Annotated in this window: 15 protein-coding genes; 10 read left to right on the top strand and 5 right to left on the bottom strand. The window is 73.4% G+C overall.

What is annotated here, in order from left to right:
- Positions 1–270 precede the first annotated feature (270 nt).
- The 6 genes from QFZ64_RS07500 (at position 271) to QFZ64_RS07475 (ending at position 8386) form a co-directional block, all read left to right on the top strand.
- Entirely contained in the window at positions 271–1119 is an 849-nt protein-coding gene (locus QFZ64_RS07500) for an RNA methyltransferase (RefSeq protein ID WP_307063593.1), read from the top strand.
- A 48-nt stretch (positions 1120–1167) separates the two neighbouring features.
- On the top strand, positions 1168–2346 hold the full coding sequence (locus tag QFZ64_RS07495; RefSeq protein ID WP_307063591.1) for an ATP-binding protein: 1179 nt from the start codon (positions 1168–1170) through the stop codon (positions 2344–2346).
- A gap of 148 nt (positions 2347–2494) precedes the next feature.
- Positions 2495–3613, top strand: coding sequence for a phenylalanine--tRNA ligase subunit alpha (gene pheS / locus QFZ64_RS07490; RefSeq protein WP_307063588.1), 1119 nt, complete (start codon positions 2495–2497; stop codon positions 3611–3613).
- Positions 3613–6117 carry a phenylalanine--tRNA ligase subunit beta gene (gene pheT / locus QFZ64_RS07485; protein WP_307063587.1) on the top strand — a complete coding sequence of 835 codons (2505 nt, stop codon included), beginning with the start codon at positions 3613–3615 and terminating at the stop codon, positions 6115–6117. The genes pheS and pheT overlap by 1 nt, the downstream gene beginning before the upstream one ends.
- A 297-nt stretch (positions 6118–6414) precedes the next feature.
- Positions 6415–7773 carry a transcriptional regulator gene (locus QFZ64_RS07480; protein WP_307063584.1) on the top strand — a complete coding sequence of 453 codons (1359 nt, stop codon included), beginning with the start codon at positions 6415–6417 and terminating at the stop codon, positions 7771–7773.
- A gap of 64 nt (positions 7774–7837) precedes the next feature.
- The gene (locus tag QFZ64_RS07475; RefSeq protein WP_307063582.1) at positions 7838–8386 is read left to right on the top strand and encodes an NUDIX domain-containing protein; all 549 of its coding nucleotides are present in this window, start codon (positions 7838–7840) and stop codon (positions 8384–8386) included.
- A 32-nt stretch (positions 8387–8418) separates the two neighbouring features.
- Here QFZ64_RS07475 and QFZ64_RS07470 read toward each other — a convergent pair whose 3' ends face one another.
- Both QFZ64_RS07470 and QFZ64_RS07465 read right to left on the bottom strand, forming a co-directional pair.
- The gene (locus tag QFZ64_RS07470; protein ID WP_307063580.1) at positions 8419–8676 is read right to left on the bottom strand and encodes a hypothetical protein; all 258 of its coding nucleotides are present in this window, start codon (positions 8674–8676) and stop codon (positions 8419–8421) included.
- Between the two features lie 188 nt (positions 8677–8864).
- Entirely contained in the window at positions 8865–9725 is an 861-nt protein-coding gene (locus QFZ64_RS07465; RefSeq protein WP_307063577.1) for a 3-hydroxybutyryl-CoA dehydrogenase, read from the bottom strand.
- A 215-nt stretch (positions 9726–9940) separates the two neighbouring features.
- Here QFZ64_RS07465 and QFZ64_RS07460 point away from each other — a divergent pair, with 215 nt between their 5' ends.
- Positions 9941–11194, top strand: coding sequence for a glycoside hydrolase family 10 protein (locus QFZ64_RS07460; protein WP_307063575.1), 1254 nt, complete (start codon positions 9941–9943; stop codon positions 11192–11194).
- Between the two features lie 67 nt (positions 11195–11261).
- Here QFZ64_RS07460 and QFZ64_RS07455 read toward each other — a convergent pair whose 3' ends face one another.
- The gene (locus QFZ64_RS07455) at positions 11262–11624 is read right to left on the bottom strand and encodes a nuclear transport factor 2 family protein (protein WP_307063573.1); all 363 of its coding nucleotides are present in this window, start codon (positions 11622–11624) and stop codon (positions 11262–11264) included.
- A gap of 124 nt (positions 11625–11748) precedes the next feature.
- Here QFZ64_RS07455 and QFZ64_RS07450 point away from each other — a divergent pair, with 124 nt between their 5' ends.
- Positions 11749–12576: a helix-turn-helix domain-containing protein gene (locus QFZ64_RS07450; protein WP_307063571.1), complete on the top strand. Its 828-nt coding sequence runs from the start codon at positions 11749–11751 to the stop codon at positions 12574–12576.
- On the opposite strand, the gene QFZ64_RS07445 is transcribed toward QFZ64_RS07450, so the two are convergent.
- Complete coding sequence (locus QFZ64_RS07445; RefSeq protein WP_307063569.1) at positions 12554–13510, bottom strand: DMT family transporter; 957 nt, start codon at positions 13508–13510, stop codon at positions 12554–12556. The genes QFZ64_RS07450 and QFZ64_RS07445 overlap by 23 nt on opposite strands.
- On the opposite strand from QFZ64_RS07445, the gene QFZ64_RS07440 reads away from it, so the two are divergent.
- On the top strand, positions 13509–14960 hold the full coding sequence (locus tag QFZ64_RS07440; protein ID WP_307063567.1) for a PLP-dependent aminotransferase family protein: 1452 nt from the start codon (positions 13509–13511) through the stop codon (positions 14958–14960). The two genes, QFZ64_RS07445 and QFZ64_RS07440, sit on opposite strands and share 2 nt — an antisense overlap.
- A 73-nt stretch (positions 14961–15033) precedes the next feature.
- Positions 15034–15627, top strand: coding sequence for a histidine phosphatase family protein (locus QFZ64_RS07435; protein WP_307063565.1), 594 nt, complete (start codon positions 15034–15036; stop codon positions 15625–15627).
- Positions 15628–15720: 93 nt separating this feature from the next.
- Here QFZ64_RS07435 and QFZ64_RS07430 read toward each other — a convergent pair whose 3' ends face one another.
- Complete coding sequence (locus tag QFZ64_RS07430) at positions 15721–16167, bottom strand: DUF6314 family protein (RefSeq protein ID WP_307063563.1); 447 nt, start codon at positions 16165–16167, stop codon at positions 15721–15723.
- Positions 16168–16405: the final 238 nt, after the last annotated feature.

Below are 16405 nucleotides of genomic sequence, written 5' to 3'. Positions count from 1 at the left end.
CCGTGGGGTCGGACCCGCAGGCCGTTGGCGGTCTGCGGGTCCGACTGCGTCGGGGGCGGGGTGGCCGTCGCCGGCTGTTTTTTCCGCCCCCGCCGCCCTTGCCCTTCCCCTCCCCGAAGGGGCTCCGCCCCTCGGACCGCCGGGGCGCGTCGTCGGCCGACCGCCTGTGGGGGTACGCCGCGCAGTTCCCCGCGCCTCTTACAGGGCACAGCCCCGCGCCCCTTGCGGGGCATGCCCCTGATGTACGCAGATCGAGACTGAAGGTCGTCCATGCTCATCTCGCCCCGTTCTCCTCGTGTCGGTGCTGCCCGGCGGTTGGGGCGGCGGAACTTCCGGGGGAAGGAGCGGCTGTTCCTCGCGGAGGGGCCGCAGACCGTGCGGGAGGCCGCCGGGCACCGGGGCGCGGGCGGTGAGGCCACGCTCGTCGAGCTGTTCGCGACGCCCGACGCCGTCGAGCGGTACCCCGACATCGTCGGTGCGGCGCGCGAGGCCGGTGCCCGTGTGCATCTCGCCGGTGAGGAGGTGATCGCCGACATCTCCACGACCGTCACCCCGCAGGGCCTCGTCGGGGTGTGCCGGTTCCTGGACACACCGTTCGCCGAGATCCTCGCCGCCCGGCCCCGGCTCGTGGCCGTCCTCGCCCACGTCCGTGACCCCGGCAACGCCGGCACGGTACTGCGCTGCGCGGACGCCGCCGGCGCGGACGCGGTCGTCCTCACCGACGCCTCCGTCGACCTGTACAACCCCAAGGCCGTGCGCGCCTCCGTCGGCTCGCTGTTCCATCTGCCGGTCGCCGTCGGCGTCGGCGTCGAGCGGGCCGTCGGGGGGCTCCGGGACGCCGGGGTGCGCATCCTCGCCGCCGACGGCGCCGGGGACGACGACCTCGACGACGAGCTCGACAAGGGCACCATGGGCACCCCCACCGCCTGGGTGTTCGGCAACGAGGCCTGGGGGCTGCCGGAGGAGACCCGGGCCCTCGCCGACGCCGTCGTCCGCGTCCCGATCCACGGAAGGGCCGAAAGTCTGAACCTGGCGACCGCCGCGGCCGTATGTCTCTACGCGTCCGCGCGCGCACAGCGCGCCGCCGGAGGGTGCCGGTCCGTCACCGACGGCCAGTAGGGTGACCAGGGTTCGGAGCCCACGCCGGAAGAGAGGTGGGGTGCGGGGATGAGTGTCGGCACGAGCAGGGAACCGGGGTCCGGAGACACGGGGGCCGAGGGGGCCGGGGACCTGCCGGACGGTCACACAGGTGATCCCGCCGCCGGTCCGGCCCCGGATTCCACCGGTCAGCCCGGCATCGGTCCCGACGACCTCCCCGACGGGCTCGTCGTCGCCGACGCCCGCGGCCGTGTCGTCCGTTTCAACGCCGCCGCCGAACGCATCACCGCCCGCCGCGCCGCCGACGTCCTCGGCCGCGGCCTCACCGAGGCCCTGCCGCTGGAGGATCTCGAGGGCCGTCGCTGGTGGCAGCTCACCGACCCTTACGGCGGCCTCGCCATCCGCACCCGCCAGCCGGAGCGCAACCTGCTGCTGCCCGGCGGCCGCGAGGTCCTCGTCTCCGCGCGCTACGTGCGTGAGCGTCCCACCGGCCCCGTCCGCCACGTCGTCGTCTGCCTGCGCGACACAGAGGCACGCCGCCGCACCGAGCGCAGCCACGCCGAGCTGATCGCCACCGTCGCCCACGAACTGCGCTCCCCGCTCACCAGCGTCAAGGGGTTCACCGCGACCCTGCTCGCCAAGTGGGAGCGGTTCACCGACGACCAGAAACGGCTGATGCTGGAGACCGTCGACGCCGACGCCGACCGGGTCACCCGGCTCATCGCCGAACTCCTCGACATCTCCCGCATAGACTCCGGGCGCCTGGAGGTGCGCCGCCAGCCCGTCGACATCGGCGCCGCCGTCGGCCGGCACATCCAGGCCTACGTCGCCGCGGGACAGCCCGCCGACCGGTTCCTGCTCCGCCTGGAACACCCGCTGCCCGCGCTGTGGGCCGACCCCGACAAGATCGACCAGGTGCTCAGCAACCTGCTGGAAAATGCCGTGCGCCACGGCGAGGGAACCGTCACCATCGAGATCACGCCCTCGGCGTCCCCCCGCGAAGGGGAGGAGGCCGGCACGTCGGTCACGGTGAGCGACGAGGGCCCCGGCATCCCGGAGGAGTCCATGAACCGCGTCTTCACCCGCTTCTGGCGGGGCAGCAAGCGCGGCGGCACAGGCCTCGGGCTGTACATCGTCAAGGGCATCGTCGAAGCGCACGGCGGCGTCATCACGGTCGGCCGCGCCCCCGGCGGCGGCGCCCTGTTCCGATTTACGCTGCCCGTGGCACTCCCGGCCTACCTCGTCTGAGGACGGCCCCGGACCCCACGGGCGCGAGCGCACACCTCACCCCCGTTAGACTCGGCCTTTGGCACCTTTGCGTCCCGAAGTCGGTGACGATCCCAGCTCGGATCGGTGACGGGGACCATCAGCCAGCCAACCGGAAGCACGGGAAGAGATGTCGGCACCCAATAAGTCGTACGACCCTGTCGAGGTCGAGGCGTTGAAACCGGAACAGATCGAGCGCATGCGGGACGAGGCGCTCGCCGCCTTCGCCGCCGCGGACTCCCTCGACGCGCTCCACGAGGCCAAGGTCGCCCACACCGGCCCGGCCTCGCCGCTGGCGCTGGCCAACCGCGAGATCGGCGCCCTGCCCCCGCACGCCAAGGCGGACGCCGGCAAGCGCGTCGGCATGGCCCGCGGCGCGGTGAACAAGGCCCTCGCCGCCCGCCAGACCGAACTGGAGGCCGAGCGGGACGCCCGCGTCCTCGTCGAGGAGGCCGTCGACGTCACCCTGCCGTACGACCGCCTCCCGGCCGGCGCCCGGCATCCGCTGACCACGATGATGGAGCGCGTCGCCGACGTCTTCGTCTCCATGGGCTACGAGATCGCCGAGGGCCCCGAGGTCGAGGCCGAGTGGTTCAACTTCGACGCCCTCAACATCGCGCCGAACCACCCCGCCCGCACCATGCAGGACACCTTCTTCGTCGAGGGCGGCAAGGGCGAGGACAGCGGCGTCGTGCTGCGCACCCACACCTCACCGGTGCAGGCCCGCAGCATGCTCGACCGCGAGCCGCCGCTCTACGTGGTCTGCCCCGGCCGGGTCTACCGCACCGACGAGCTGGACGCCACGCACACCCCGGTCTTCCACCAGATCGAGCTGCTCGCCATCGACGAGGGCCTCACCATGGCCGACCTCAAGGGCACCCTCGACCACATGGTCCAGTCGCTGTTCGGCGCGGAGATGAAGACCCGGCTGCGCCCGAACTACTTCCCCTTCACCGAGCCGAGCGCCGAGATGGACATGCTCTGCTACGTGTGCAAGGGCGCCTCCGTCGGCGACCCCGACCGGCCCTGCCGCACCTGCTCCTCCGAGGGCTGGATCGAGCTCGGCGGCTGCGGCATGGTCAATCCCCGGGTGCTCACCTCCTGCGGCGTCGACCCCGGGAAGTACAGCGGCTTCGCCTTCGGGTTCGGCATCGAGCGGATGCTGATGTTCCGCCACAACGTCGAAGACATGCGAGACATGGTCGAGGGTGACGTCCGGTTCACCCGGCCGTTCGGGATGGAGATCTGATGCGGGTCCCGCTTTCCTGGCTGCGGGAGTACGTCGACCTGCCGGCCACCGAGACCGGCCGCGACGTGCAGGCCAAGCTCATCTCGGCGGGCCTCGAGGTCGAGAGCGTCGAGCAGCTCGGCGACGGCCTCAAGGGCCCGCTCGTCGTCGGGCAGGTGCGCACCATCGAGGAGCTGGAGGGCTTCAAGAAGCCGATCCGCTTCTGCACCGTCGACGTCGGACAGGCCAACGGCACCGGCGAGCCGCAGGAGATCGTCTGCGGCGCCCGCAACTTCTCCGTCGGCGACAAGGTCGTCGTCGTGCTGCCCGGCGCCGTGCTCCCCGGCGGCTTCTCGATCGCCGCGCGCAAGACCTACGGCAAGGTCTCGCACGGCATGATCTGCTCCACCGACGAGCTCGGCATGGGCGACGACGGCACGCACGGCATCATCGTGCTGCCGCCCGAGCACGAGGTCGGCGCCGACGCCATCGAGCTGCTCCAGCTCGTCGACGAGGTCCTCGACATCGCCGTCACCCCCGACCGCGGCTACTGCCTGTCGATGCGTGGCGTCGCCCGCGAGACCGCCATCGCCTACGGCCTCCCGCTGCTCGACCCGGCGCTGCTCGACGTGCCCGCGCCCAACGCCTTCGGCCACCCGGTCAAGGTCGCCGACCCCTTCGGCTGCGACCGCTTCACCGCGCGCACGGTGACCGGTCTCGACCCCGAGGCCCAGTCCCCGATCTGGCTGCGCCGCCGGCTGCAGAAGGCGGGCATGCGTCCCGTCTCCCTCGCCGTCGACATCACCAACTACGTGATGCTGGAGCTCGGCCAGCCGCTGCACGCCTACGACCGCTCCCGCGTCCGGGGCACCATCGGTGTGCGCCGGGCCGAGGCGGGCGAGGAGCTCACCACCCTCGACGGCGTCACCCGCAAGCTGTCCACCGACGACCTGGTCATCACCGACGACCGCGGTCCGATCGGCCTGGCCGGCGTCATGGGCGGCGCGAACACCGAGATCGACGACACCGAGGGCACCACCACCGAGGTCGTCATCGAGGCCGCCCACTTCGACTCCGTGTCTGTGGCGCGCACCGCCCGCCGGCACAAGCTGTCCTCCGAGGCCTCCCGCCGCTTCGAGCGGGGCGTCGACCCGGAGGCCGCCTCCGCCGCCGCCCAGCGCACCGTCGACCTGCTGGTGCTGCTCGCCGGGGGCACCGCGGAAGCCGGCGTCACCGAGATCATCGCGCCCTCCGCGCCGCACACGATCACCATCCCGGCCGACCACCCGGACAAGGTCGCGGGCGTGACGTACGGCCGCGAGACCGTCGTACGGCGGCTGCAGCAGGTCGGGTGCGACGTGTACGGGCAGGACGAACTGCTCGTCACCGTGCCGTCCTGGCGGCCCGACCTCACCGACCCCAACGATCTGGCGGAGGAGGTCATCCGCCTGGAGGGCTACGAGAACCTGCCCTCCACGCTGCCCCGGCCGCTGCCCGGCCACGGGCTGACCGAGCGGCAGCGACTGCACCGCAGGGTCGGCCGCGCGCTCGCCGGCGCCGGCTACGTCGAGGCGCTGAACTACCCGTTCCTCGGCGAGGCCGCCCTCGACCAGCTCGGCCTGGACGCGGACGACCCGCGCCGGACCCTCGTCACCCTCGTCAACCCGTTGTCCGACGAGGAGCCCGCCCTCCGTACGACGCTGCTGCCGGGCCTGCTCGGCGCGCTGCGCCGCAACGACGGGCGCGGCAGCCACGACCTGGCGCTGTTCGAGACCGGCCTGGTCTTCCGGCCCACCGGCGAGGAGCGCGTCCCGGCCCGGCTGCCCGTCGACCGCAGGCCCTCCGCGGCCGACCTGGCCGCGCTCGACGCCGCGCTGCCGCGCCAGCCGCGCCGGGCCGCCGTCGTCCTGGCCGGTGCGCGCGAGCAGGCCGGCTGGTGGGGCAGGGGCCGCCCGTCCGACTGGGCCGACGCGGTCCAGGCGGCCCGGGTCGTCGCCGGCGAGTACGGCGTGGAGCTGACGGTGCGTGCCGAGCAGCACGCGCCCTGGCACCCCGGGCGGTGCGCGGCGCTCTACGCGGCGGTGGACGGCGCGGAGACGCTCGTCGGCCACGCCGGTGAGCTGCACCCGAGGGTCGTCAAGGCGATGCACCTGCCGGAGCGGACGTGCGCGGCGGAGGTCGAGCTCGACGTGCTGGAGCGGGCGCGCGAGGGTGCGCTCGGGGCGCCCCGGATCTCGACGTTCCCCGTCGCGACCCAGGACGTCGCGCTCGTCGTCGACCAGGCGGTGCCCGCCGCCGACGTCGAGGCCGCGCTGCGCGAGGGGGCGGGTGAACTCCTGGAGTCCGTCCGGCTGTTCGACGTGTACGAGAACGCGGAGCAGTTGGGGGAGGGGCGCAAGTCGCTGGCGTACGCGTTGCGTTTCCGTGCGGGGGACCGGACGCTCACGGTGGACGAGGCGTCCGCGGCGCGCGACAGGGCGGTCGCCCTGGCGGGCAGCCGTACGGGGGCGGTGTTGCGGGGCTGAGGCCCAGCGGCCCCCGAAGGGGGCCCCACACCCCCGGCGTTTCCCGAGTACCCCGGTGCATCACGGAGGTCGGCCGCAGGCCCCCGGCGTATCGGTGGGAACCGATACGCCGGGGGCGGGCCGCCGTCGGGTACGAGGGGGAGCCGGCGGCCCGGCCGCCTCTTGCGAGGTGTCCCAGTCAACCCACCGGCCACGCCCCGCGACAGCGGGCGCACGCCCCGGACGCGCGTACTCCGTTCACACCCCGTGTGAACCGGGACGCACTACCCTGTGCGCACCGAGGGACCGGGGGCACTCATGCAGCCCAACACTCTGCTCGACGCGATCCTCGACGAGGCGGGCGTCTCGCACGCCGGTCTCGCCGCGCACGTCAACCAGGCCGGCCGCGCCCGCGGCCTGGCCCTGCGGTACGAACACACCGCCGTCGCCCGGTGGTTGAAGGGGCAGCGCCCGCGCGGCCAGGTCCCCGACCTGATCTGCGAGGTGCTCGCCGCCCGGCTGCAGCGCCCGGTGACGCTCGACGACATCGGGCTCGGCCTGCCCGGCGTGCCCGGCGACCGGGCCGCCCCGCACGCCGGCGGCCACTCCACCCTCTCCGGCTTCGTCGAGCGGGCCACCGCGCTGTGGCGCTCCGACGAGCAGCAGCGCGCGCATGTCCTCGGTGCCCCCGCGGTCACCGGGACGCCCGCCGTGATGCCGGTGTGGGAGTGGGAGAACCCGCCCGAGGACACGGACGTCTCGCGCGGCGGCCGGCATCATGTGAGCCTCGCCGACATCGAGTTGCTGCGCACCGCCCGGGGCCACTACGAGCAGATGTACCGCAAGGCGGGCGGCGTCGCGACCCGCGCCCGCGTCGTCGGCTTCCTCAACACCGAGGCGGCCCCGCTGCTGCGTGGTGGCTACACCGACGCCACCGGCCGCCAACTGCACCGCGCCACCGGCGGGTTGGTGGCCATCGCCGGGATCTGCGCGTACGACTCCGACGCCCACGGGCTGGCCCAGCGCTACTTCCACCAGGCCCTGCGGCTGGCCAAGGCGAGCGGGGACCGGGGACTGGGCGCGTACGTGATCGCACTGCTCGTCAACCAGTCGCTGTATCTGCGGGAGTACCGGCAGGCCGTCGCCTTCGCCGAGGCCGCGCTGCGCGCCGCCGGCAAGCAGATCACCCCCGCGCTCGCCTCCGACCTGTACGCGATGCAGGCCAAGGCGTACGCGCACCTCGGCGACGGCAGCGGCGCGCTGTCCTGCATCCGGCGGGCCGAGTCCGCCGCCGAGCACATCCGGCGCGGCCGGGAACCGGACGAGACCGGCTACGTCCAGCCCGGTCTGGTCAACGTCCAGGTGGCGGAAGCCCTGCTGAGCCTCGGCGACCTCACGGCGGCCGGCCGGCACGCGGCCGCGGCCGTCGGCACCCCGGCGCACGACCGGGGCCGGGTGCACCGGCTCGCCATGCTGAGCCACATCGAACTGCGCCGCGGCAACGCCGACAAGGCGGCCGCGACGGCGGTGGAGATGACGGAGGCCGCGCGCGGCATGGAGTCCCAGCGGCTGCGCGACCGGCTCCGCGCGGTCCGCGAGCACCTGGTCTCCAGCGGCTGCGCGGGCACCGCCGAGGCCGCCGCCCTCATCGACGGCGCCCTGCGCGTGCCGCTGTAGGTTCCGCCCAGCCGGAGGAGCCGCTGGGATATTGCCACCTGATCGAACGAAAGGTGGCAGAACCGTGCAGTGGACGAAAGAGAACGAACAGCATGTGTACGAGAACCGCTGGTTCCGCGTCAATCTGGCGGACGTCGTCCTGCCGGACGGCCGGCACCTGGACCACTTCCTCATCCGGCTGCGGCCCGTGGCCGTGGCCACCGTCGTCAACGAGGCGAACGAGGTGCTGCTGCTGTGGCGGCACCGCTTCATCACCGACAGCTGGGGCTGGGAACTCGCGGCGGGCGTGGTCGAGGACGGCGAGGACATCGCCGCGGCCGCCGCCCGGGAGCTGGAGGAGGAGACCGGCTGGCGGCCGGGACCGCTGCGGCACCTGATGAGCGCCGAGCCCTCCAACGGGCTCACGGACGCGCGGCACCACGTCTACTGGACCGACGAGGGCGCCTACACGGGACACCCCGTGGACGACTTCGAGTCCGACCGCAGGGAGTGGGTCCCGCTCAAACTTGTCCCCGACATGGTCGCCCGCGGCGAGGTCCCGGCCGCCACCATGGCGGCCGCGTTACTGCTCCTGCATCACCTCCGGCTCGGTGGGGACACACCACGGCCCTGAGTCCCTGGTTCCCAGGGGCCCTGCGCCGTCGGTCAGTGGCCCAGCGCCTGCCAGACCGCGACGACGAGCGCGCCGAGGGCGGTGAGGACGGCGAGGGAGGGCAGGGGCCAGCGCGCGTGTTCCAGCGCGGCGAGCCGCGCGCTCAGCTCGTCGACGTCCTTGGCGGTCTGCTCGGTGCGGTGCGTGAGCAGGGCCAGTCCGCCCTCGACACGGGCGTGCGCCACGTCCAGCCGGCGGCGCAGTTCCGCCACGTCTGGATGGATGACCGGATGATCGGGGTCGGCGGTCACGGATACCGCTCCTTTCCTGGTCGACCCGTTCGTTGCATGTGCATGAGGAGTGAACTCCTCCGCGCGAGTGCGGGGGAGAGTGTGCGAATGGCATATGCGGACCCGCCCCGCACACTCCGTGCGAATGCCGCGGGCCCGGCGCTCCCCGAGGGGAGTGCCGGGCCCGTGAAGCGGCGAAGCCCGGGTGATCAGGCGTAGGTGTAGAAGCCCGAGCCGGTCTTGCGGCCGAGCCTGCCCGCGTCGACCATCCGCTGCAGCAGCGGGGGAGCGGCGTACAGCGGCTCCTTGTACTCCTGGTACATGCTGTCCGCCACCGAGGCGACCGTGTCCAGGCCGATCAGGTCGGACAGCTTCAGCGGCCCCATCGGGTGGGCGCAGCCCATCTCCATGCCGTTGTCGATGTCCTCGCGGCTGGCGATGCCCGACTCGAACATCCGGATCGCGGACAGCAGATACGGGATCAGCAGCGCGTTCACCACGAACCCGGAGCGGTCCTGCGCCCGGATCGCGTGCTTGCCGAGGACCTTCTCGGCGAAGAGCTGGGCCCGCCCCAGCGTGCCCTCGGAGGTGGTGAGCGCGGGGATCAGCTCGACGAGCCGCTGCACCGGGGCCGGGTTGAAGAAGTGGATGCCGACGACCTGGTCCGGGCGCGCGGTGGCGACCGCCAGCTTCACCAGCGGGATCGAGGAGGTGTTGGAGGCGAGGATCGCGTCCGGGCGGGTCACCACCTGGTCGAGCACCTGGAAGATCTCCGTCTTCACCTGCTCGTTCTCGACGACCGCCTCGATCACCAGATCGCGGTCGGAGAACTCGCCCAGATCGGTGGTGAAGCTCAGCCGGGCCTGCGTCGCCGCCAGCTCCTCCTCGCTGATCTTGCCGCGCTCGGCCGCCTTGGCCAGCGAGTTGAACAGCCGCGTACGGCCGATCTCCAGGGCCTCGCCGGTGGTCTCGGCGACCTTCACCTCCAGGCCGGCCCGGGCGCACACCTCCGCGATGCCCGCACCCATCTGGCCGCAGCCCACCACTCCGACGCGCTCGATGTCGGTCACATCGTCCCTTTCGTATCGCTCCGGTCCACTTCGTTCCGCCGCGGTTCGCGAGTCGGCGGTGCGGTTCGCGAGCCCCCGGTGCGGCGTCCGTGGCCCGGCGTCTGCTCCGATCGTGCACGTTACCCCCAAGTACCGGTGATCGATCTCCCGGGTCGGGCATGCTGGTGCGCCGGACGACCCGCGACCGGGCGGGTCCGCGGAGTGTGGGGTGTGCGATGGGACGGTTGTCACGGCGGGCGTTCGCGATGGCCGCGCTGACATCACTGGTGGCCGCGGGCGACGCGGCGGCCGTCGACAGGGGCGGCGCGGGCCGCCGCCGGCGCGGCGGGAGCAACCGGATGCGCGGCATGTGGCTGGCGACCGTCTCCCACCGCGACTGGCCCACCCGGCCCGGTCTGACCGCGTCCCAGCAGCGGGCCGAACTCCGCGCCCACCTGGACGTCGCCGTCGAACGGAAACTCAACGCCGTCTTCTTCCAGGTCCGGCCCACCGCCGACGCGCTGTGGCCCTCGCCGTACGAACCCTGGTCGGAGTACCTGACCGGCACGCAGGGCCAGGACCCCGGCTGGGACCCGCTGGGCACGGCGGTCGAGGAGGCCCACGCCCGCGGGCTCGAACTGCACGCCTGGTGCAACCCGTACCGCATCGCCAACCACACCGACCCCGGCCGGCTGGTGGCCACCCACCCCGCACGACGCCACCCCGACTGGGTGGTGCCGTACGGCGGGAAGCTCTACTACAACCCCGGGCTGCCCGAGGTCCGGGCCTTCGTCCAGGACGCCATGCTCGACGCGGTGCGCCGCTACCGGGTCGACGGCGTCCACTTCGACGACTACTTCTACCCGTACCCGGTGGCCGGCCAGACCTTCGACGACGACGCGGCGTACGCGGCGCACGGCGACGGCTTCCCCGACCGGGCGGCCTGGCGCCGCGACAACATCGACAGGCTGATCCTGGAGACGGCCGCCCGCATCCGCGAGGTGCGGCCCGCCGCGCGCTTCGGTATCAGCCCGTTCGGCGTCTGGCGCAACGCCGAGACCGACCCACGAGGCTCGGACACGCGGGCGGGCGTGCAGACGTACGACGACCTGTACGCGGACACCCGGAAATGGGTGCGGGAGGGGTGGATCGACTACCTCTGCCCGCAGGTCTACTGGAACATCGGCTTCCCGGCGGCGGACTACGCGGAGCTGGTGCCGTGGTGGTCGGCGGTGGCCAAGGGCACGGGGGTGGACCTGTACATCGGGGAGGCGCTGTACAAGGCGGGCGACCCCGCCCAGCCGGAGGCCTGGCAGGACACGGCGGAACTCTCCCGCCACCTCACGTTCGCGGCGGAATACCCGCAGGTGACGGGGCACGTCTTCTTCTCCGCGAAGGAGGTGGGCGCGGACCCGATCGGCGCGATGACGGAAGTGGTCGAGGACCACTACGACCGGGTGACGCGCCCGGGGCGGCGCCCGGTGCGCTGAGGCCGCGCGGTGCCGGCGGCAGCCCTCCGGTCGCGGAGGACTGCCAGGGGCGGCCCCTCCCGGCGGCTCAGGCGCCGGCGGGCACCTTGTCGAGGAAACCGCGGACGTCGCGGATGCGGCCCTCGCCGTCCAGGACCAGGACGTCGAAGCCGATCACCATCGGCTCGGCACCCTCGGGCCCGAGGCCCCAGCGGAACCGCAGTTGGCCGTGGTGGGCGTCGGGCTCGCCGACGGGCGTGAACACGCAGCCGGGGAACTGCCCGTGTACTCCGTCGATCAGGGCGGCGAGTCCGGCATGGCCGGTGATCTCCGCCAGCGGGTCGGTGTAAGCCACGTCGGGCGCCCAGTGCTCGGCGAGGAGCTTCGCGCGCTGCTCACCCTCGGAGTTCCACGTGGCCAGGTACGCCTCGACGACGCTCTTCGTGTCCATGGTCCGTCCTCCGTCGTTCGGATCGTTCGCTGCTCTGACGGGATCCAGAGTGGACGGGCGCCGCACGACGGACCATGACCCCCGAGGTCATGGCGAGCACGCCCACAGACCTTAGGCTGCCGGCATGACCACGGCCACGGACACCGGAGAAGTGGGCCCGCTGTTGCGCGGCTGGCGGGAACGCCGCCGCTTCAGCCAGCAGGAGTTGTCGAACCGTTCCTCCGTCTCCACCCGGCACCTCAGCCGCGTGGAGACCGGCAGGGCGCGGCCCACGCCGGAGATGATCCTGCACCTGGCGGACCACCTCGACGTCCCGCTGCGCGAGCGGAACCGGCTGCTGCTGGCCGGCGGGTACGCGCCCCGGTACCGGGACCGCGGCCTGGACGACGCCTCGGTCGCCCTGGTCATGGAGGGCCTGCGGGGGCTGCTCGACGCGCACCTGCCCTACCCGGCGCTGCTGCTCGACGACTACTGGGACGTCGTCGACTCCAACGCCGGCGTCGACGTGCTCCTGGCCGGCTGTGCTCCGGAACTGCTCGAACCCCCGGTCAACGTCATCCGGTTGTGCCTGCACCCCGGCGGTCTGGCGCCGCGGATCGGCAACTTCACCGAGTGGGCCTCGCACCTGTACCACCAGCTCGTCCACCGGGCCGAGCGCTCCCACGACCCGCGCCACCTCGCCCTGGCCGAGGAGGCCGGCAGCCATCTCGCCGGTACCTGCCGGACCGCGCCCGTCGGCAGTCCGGTGCTCACCCTGGAACTCGCCACGGACGGGGGTGACCTCCTGCGCTTCTTCAGCACCTCGGCGCGGCTCAGCACGCCCACCGACGCCGCCCTGGAGGGCCTGCACATGGAGACGTTCCTGCCCGCCGACGCGTCGACCCGGCGGCGCTTCGCCCGACCACCACACGGGGCGGGGGAGACAGGTCTCACGTCCGCGCCCGTTGCGTGACCGCGATGCACACCAGCACCGCGAGGGCCGTCACCGGCGCCGCCCACGTCAGACGTTCACCCAGCAGCAGCACCGACCACACCAGCGTCAGAAGGGGCTGCGCCAACTGCAGTTGACTCGCCCGGGGTATCCCGACCGCCGCCATGCCCCGGTACCAGACCACCAGCCCCAGGAACTGCGACCCCACCGCCAGCCACAGCAGACCGACCACCCCGTGCCATCCCGGCACCACCGGCTCGTACGTCAACGCCAGCCAGGCCCCCGGCAGTGACACCGGCAGACACAGCACCAGCGCCCACCCGATCACCTGCCACCCCGGCATCACCCGCGCCAGCCGGCCGCCCTCGGTGTACCCGGCCGCGCACACCACCAGTGCCCCGAACAGATACGCGTCGGCCCCTGTCAGCGCGCCGCCGCTCTGCCCCACCGTGAACGCGATCACGGCCGCCGCCCCGGCGCACGCCGCGACCCAGAAGGAGCGGGACGGCCGGGACCCCACCCGCAGCGCCGAGAACAACGCGGTGGTCAGCGGCAGCAGCCCGACCACCACGGCCGCGTGCGCGGTCGTCGAGGTTTGCAGCGCGAGCGTGGTGAGCAGCGGGAACCCGACCACGACTCCGCAGGCCACCACCGCGAGCCCGCCCCAGTGCCGGCGCGACGGCACCGGTATGCGCAGGACCAGCAGGCACCCGCCCGCGAGCACCGCCGCCAGCACGCCCCGCACCGCCACCAGCGACCAGGGCCCGAACCCCTCCAGCCCCCAGGCGGTGGCGGGGAAGGTGAGGGAGAAGGCGACGACCCCGAGCCCGGCCTGCGCCGCACCCCCGAGTGAGCGGCGCTCCGCCGACCGCCCCGGATCAACCTCCCGGCCACCCTGCGGATCGTGCTCGACCGCTACCGAGGTCCCGTTGATAGCGCTACTCTCTGCTCTCATGCACGAGCGTAACAGCGTCGCTGAGCTGGTGGAAACCCTCCGGGCGGACCTGAAGTGCTACTCACCGGGAGAAAAGCTGCCGTCAAGCAGGGCCCTCGTGGAGCGGTTCCGGGCCGGTCCGGTGACCGTCTCCCGCGCGCTGGCGCAACTCGCCGCCGAGGGCCTGGTGGTCACCCGCCCCGGCTCCGGTGCCTTCCGCGCGGACCCGCGCCCGGACCCGGCCCCCTCCGGAGACACCGCCTGGCAGGAGGTGGCGCTCAGCGCCGACCCGGCCACCGAGCACGTGCCCCGCACCGTGGACGCCTCCGGCGTGCTCGTCTCGCTCGCCGCCCCGCCCGCCGGAGTGATCGAGCTCAACGGCGGCTATCTGCACCCCTCGCTCCAGCCGGAGCGGGCGATGGGCGCCGCCCTGGCCCGCGCCGGCCGCCGCCCGGGCGCCTGGGGCCGGCCGCCCATGGAAGGACTGCCCGAGCTGCGCGAGTGGTTCGCGCGCGGCATCGGCGGCGCCGTGACCGCCGCCGACGTGCTGGTCTCCGCGGGCGGCCAGTCCGCGCTCACCACCGCGCTGCGCGCGCTGGCCCCACCCGGTGCCCCGGTCCTGGTGGAGTCGCCCACCTACCCCGGCATGCTGGCCATCGCCCGCGCCGCCGGACTGCGCCCGGTGCCCGTGCCGGTCGACGCCGACGGCATCAAGCCCGCCCTGCTTGCCGACGCCTTCCGCGCGAGCGGCGCCCGGGTCGTCGTCTGCCAGCCGCTGTTCCAGAACCCCACCGGCGCGGTACTGGCCCCGGAGCGCCGGGCCGAGGTGCTGCGGATCGCGCGCGCGGCCGGGGCGTTCGTCGTCGAGGACGACTTCGTGCGGCGGCTGGTGCACGAGGACGCGGGTCCGCTGCCGCCGCCGCTCGCCGCAGAGGACCCGGACGGGGTGGTGGTGCACGTCGGCTCGCTCACCAAGGTGACCTCGCCGAGCTTCCGGGTGAGCGCACTGGCCGCCCGCGGGCCGGTGTTCGAACGACTGCGGGCCATCCAGGTCGTCGACACCTTCTTCGTGCCGCGCCCGTTGCAGGAGGCCGCCCTGGAACTGGTCGGAGCGCCCGCCTGGCCGCGCCATCTGCGGGCGGTCTCCGCCGAACTGCGCGCCCGCCGGGACACGATGACCACCGCGCTCCGCCGCGAACTGCCCGCCCTCGCCCTGCCCCATGTGCCGTCCGGCGGCTATCACCTCTGGGTACGGCTGCCCGACGGCACCGACGAGTCCGCGCTGGCCGCGGCCGCCCTGCGGGCCGGCGTCGCGCTCACCCCGGGCCGCCCGTACTTCAGCGCCGAACCCCCGGCCGCCCACCTGCGGCTGAGCTTCGCGGCGGTCGCGGGCGCCGCCGAGATCGCCGAGGGGGTACGGCGGCTGCGGGTGGCCTGTGCCGACGTCTTCTCGACCTCCGTTTTCGGGTGAAGAGGCGTATACCCTCGGTAACTGGCCCGTAACGGCCCTTGACCTGCGTACTTGCGCGGCCCACCATCACCGCATGCACGTTCGGGTCACGTTCGTCGCCGCGGCACGCAACACCTCGCTGCCGGCCGAGCGTTTCGAGGACGACCGACCGCTGGACCAGGCGGCCTGGGACCAAGTGCTGCGCGTGGCCCAGCAGTTGCTGCCGCTGGCGGCGTCCGAGCTGCGCTACTGCTCGCCGACCCCGCGCAGCCGCGCCACCGGTGACGCCCTCGGCTACGCCCCACTCGTGCAACTCGCCCTGCGCGACTGTGACATGGGACGCTGGCGCGGATTCACCCTCGGCGAGGCGATGGCCCGGGAGCCGCAGGCGGTGGACGCGTGGCTCGCCGACCCGCGCGCCGCACCGCACGGCGGCGAGTCCCTGCTCACGTTCATCTCGCGGGTCGGCGGCTGGCTGGACACCCGGCCCGCCGAGGAGGGCTGCCGCATCGTGGCCGTAGCCGAGCCCTCGGTCATCCGCGCGGTCCTCGTCTACGCCCTGAAGGCGCCCCCCGCGACCTACTGGAACCTCGACGTCCACCCCTTGTCGACGACCACCCTGACCGGCCGCGCCGGCTACTGGAACCTCCGCTTCGACGGCGTCGCGCCCCTGCCCACCAGGGCGTGAGCGAGGCCACCCAGGAGACCGGCCTCGCCCGCGCCCCGGGGCTCGGCCTCACTCCGCCCCGGGGATCGGCCTCTCCGCCGTCCGGGGACGGCCTCACTCCGCCCGTGCGTAGTCGGTGGTCAGCACCAGGTCCTTCGCCGGGCCGCCCACCCGCCACACCGTCCGCCAGTGGTCCCGGTCCCGCACGGTGAACTCGCCCCGGTAGAAGTCGGCCGCGCAGGGGTGGTCGGCGACATAGCGCCCGGTGGCGAGGTCCAGTTCGTGGAATGGGCGCCCGTCCGCGAACCGCACGTCCGCCGTGCCCGCCCCGCCGCTCCCCGGCAGATACCGCAGCGTCCGCGTGGCCGGCCGTGCCACGCCCTGCCAGACGAACGTCCCGGACTCCTCGTGGAGCAGCCCGCCACCGTCCAGCGGGCCGAACCCGGTGGTCCCGGTGAAACGGCCCTCGTCACCGCCGGACAGGTCCCGCACCGACCGCTCGACCCGCCAGTTCCCGGCCAGATACGCCATTACGTCCGCTACCGGCCAGAGCTCGCCCATCCCGTCCCGCCCTCCGTGCGTCGTCCCGTGCCGCCCGCCCGATCGGCGGGCCCCCTGCCCATTGTGAGCGGTCGCGGCGGTGACCGTCGTCGGGGGTGTCGAACCGTCTCCGCTCCCGACCGGCCCGTGAATTAACCTTTCCGCCATTTGCGCGACGCATTGAGTTTCCCTTGTCGAGGAATTCCGTTCGGTGAACTTCCATTGTGTTCCCGATGCCCGCGTATCCATCGCGAAAATC

This window comes from Streptomyces sp. B3I8, assembly GCF_030816915.1.
GTDB lineage: Bacteria > Actinomycetota > Actinomycetes > Streptomycetales > Streptomycetaceae > Streptomyces.
Note: the sequence above shows the minus strand (reverse complement) of the source record. Positions and strands in the feature narration are given on the sequence as shown.

Excerpts from the sequence above, each read along its gene's own strand:
- QFZ64_RS07500 (WP_307063593.1), top strand. The coding sequence starts at position 271 with ATGCTCATCTCGCCCCGTTCTCCTCGTGTCGGTGCTGCCCGGCGGTTG.
- QFZ64_RS07495 (WP_307063591.1), top strand. The coding sequence starts at position 1,168 with ATGAGTGTCGGCACGAGCAGGGAACCGGGGTCCGGAGACACGGGGGCC.
- pheS (WP_307063588.1), top strand. The coding sequence starts at position 2,495 with ATGTCGGCACCCAATAAGTCGTACGACCCTGTCGAGGTCGAGGCGTTG.
- pheT (WP_307063587.1), top strand. The coding sequence starts at position 3,613 with ATGCGGGTCCCGCTTTCCTGGCTGCGGGAGTACGTCGACCTGCCGGCC.
- QFZ64_RS07480 (WP_307063584.1), top strand. The coding sequence starts at position 6,415 with ATGCAGCCCAACACTCTGCTCGACGCGATCCTCGACGAGGCGGGCGTC.
- QFZ64_RS07460 (WP_307063575.1), top strand. The coding sequence starts at position 9,941 with ATGGGACGGTTGTCACGGCGGGCGTTCGCGATGGCCGCGCTGACATCA.
- QFZ64_RS07455 (WP_307063573.1), bottom strand. The coding sequence starts at position 11,624 with ATGGACACGAAGAGCGTCGTCGAGGCGTACCTGGCCACGTGGAACTCC.
- QFZ64_RS07450 (WP_307063571.1), top strand. The coding sequence starts at position 11,749 with ATGACCACGGCCACGGACACCGGAGAAGTGGGCCCGCTGTTGCGCGGC.
- QFZ64_RS07440 (WP_307063567.1), top strand. The coding sequence starts at position 13,509 with ATGCACGAGCGTAACAGCGTCGCTGAGCTGGTGGAAACCCTCCGGGCG.
- QFZ64_RS07445 (WP_307063569.1), bottom strand. The coding sequence starts at position 13,510 with ATGAGAGCAGAGAGTAGCGCTATCAACGGGACCTCGGTAGCGGTCGAG.
- QFZ64_RS07435 (WP_307063565.1), top strand. The coding sequence starts at position 15,034 with ATGCACGTTCGGGTCACGTTCGTCGCCGCGGCACGCAACACCTCGCTG.
- QFZ64_RS07430 (WP_307063563.1), bottom strand. The coding sequence starts at position 16,167 with ATGGGCGAGCTCTGGCCGGTAGCGGACGTAATGGCGTATCTGGCCGGG.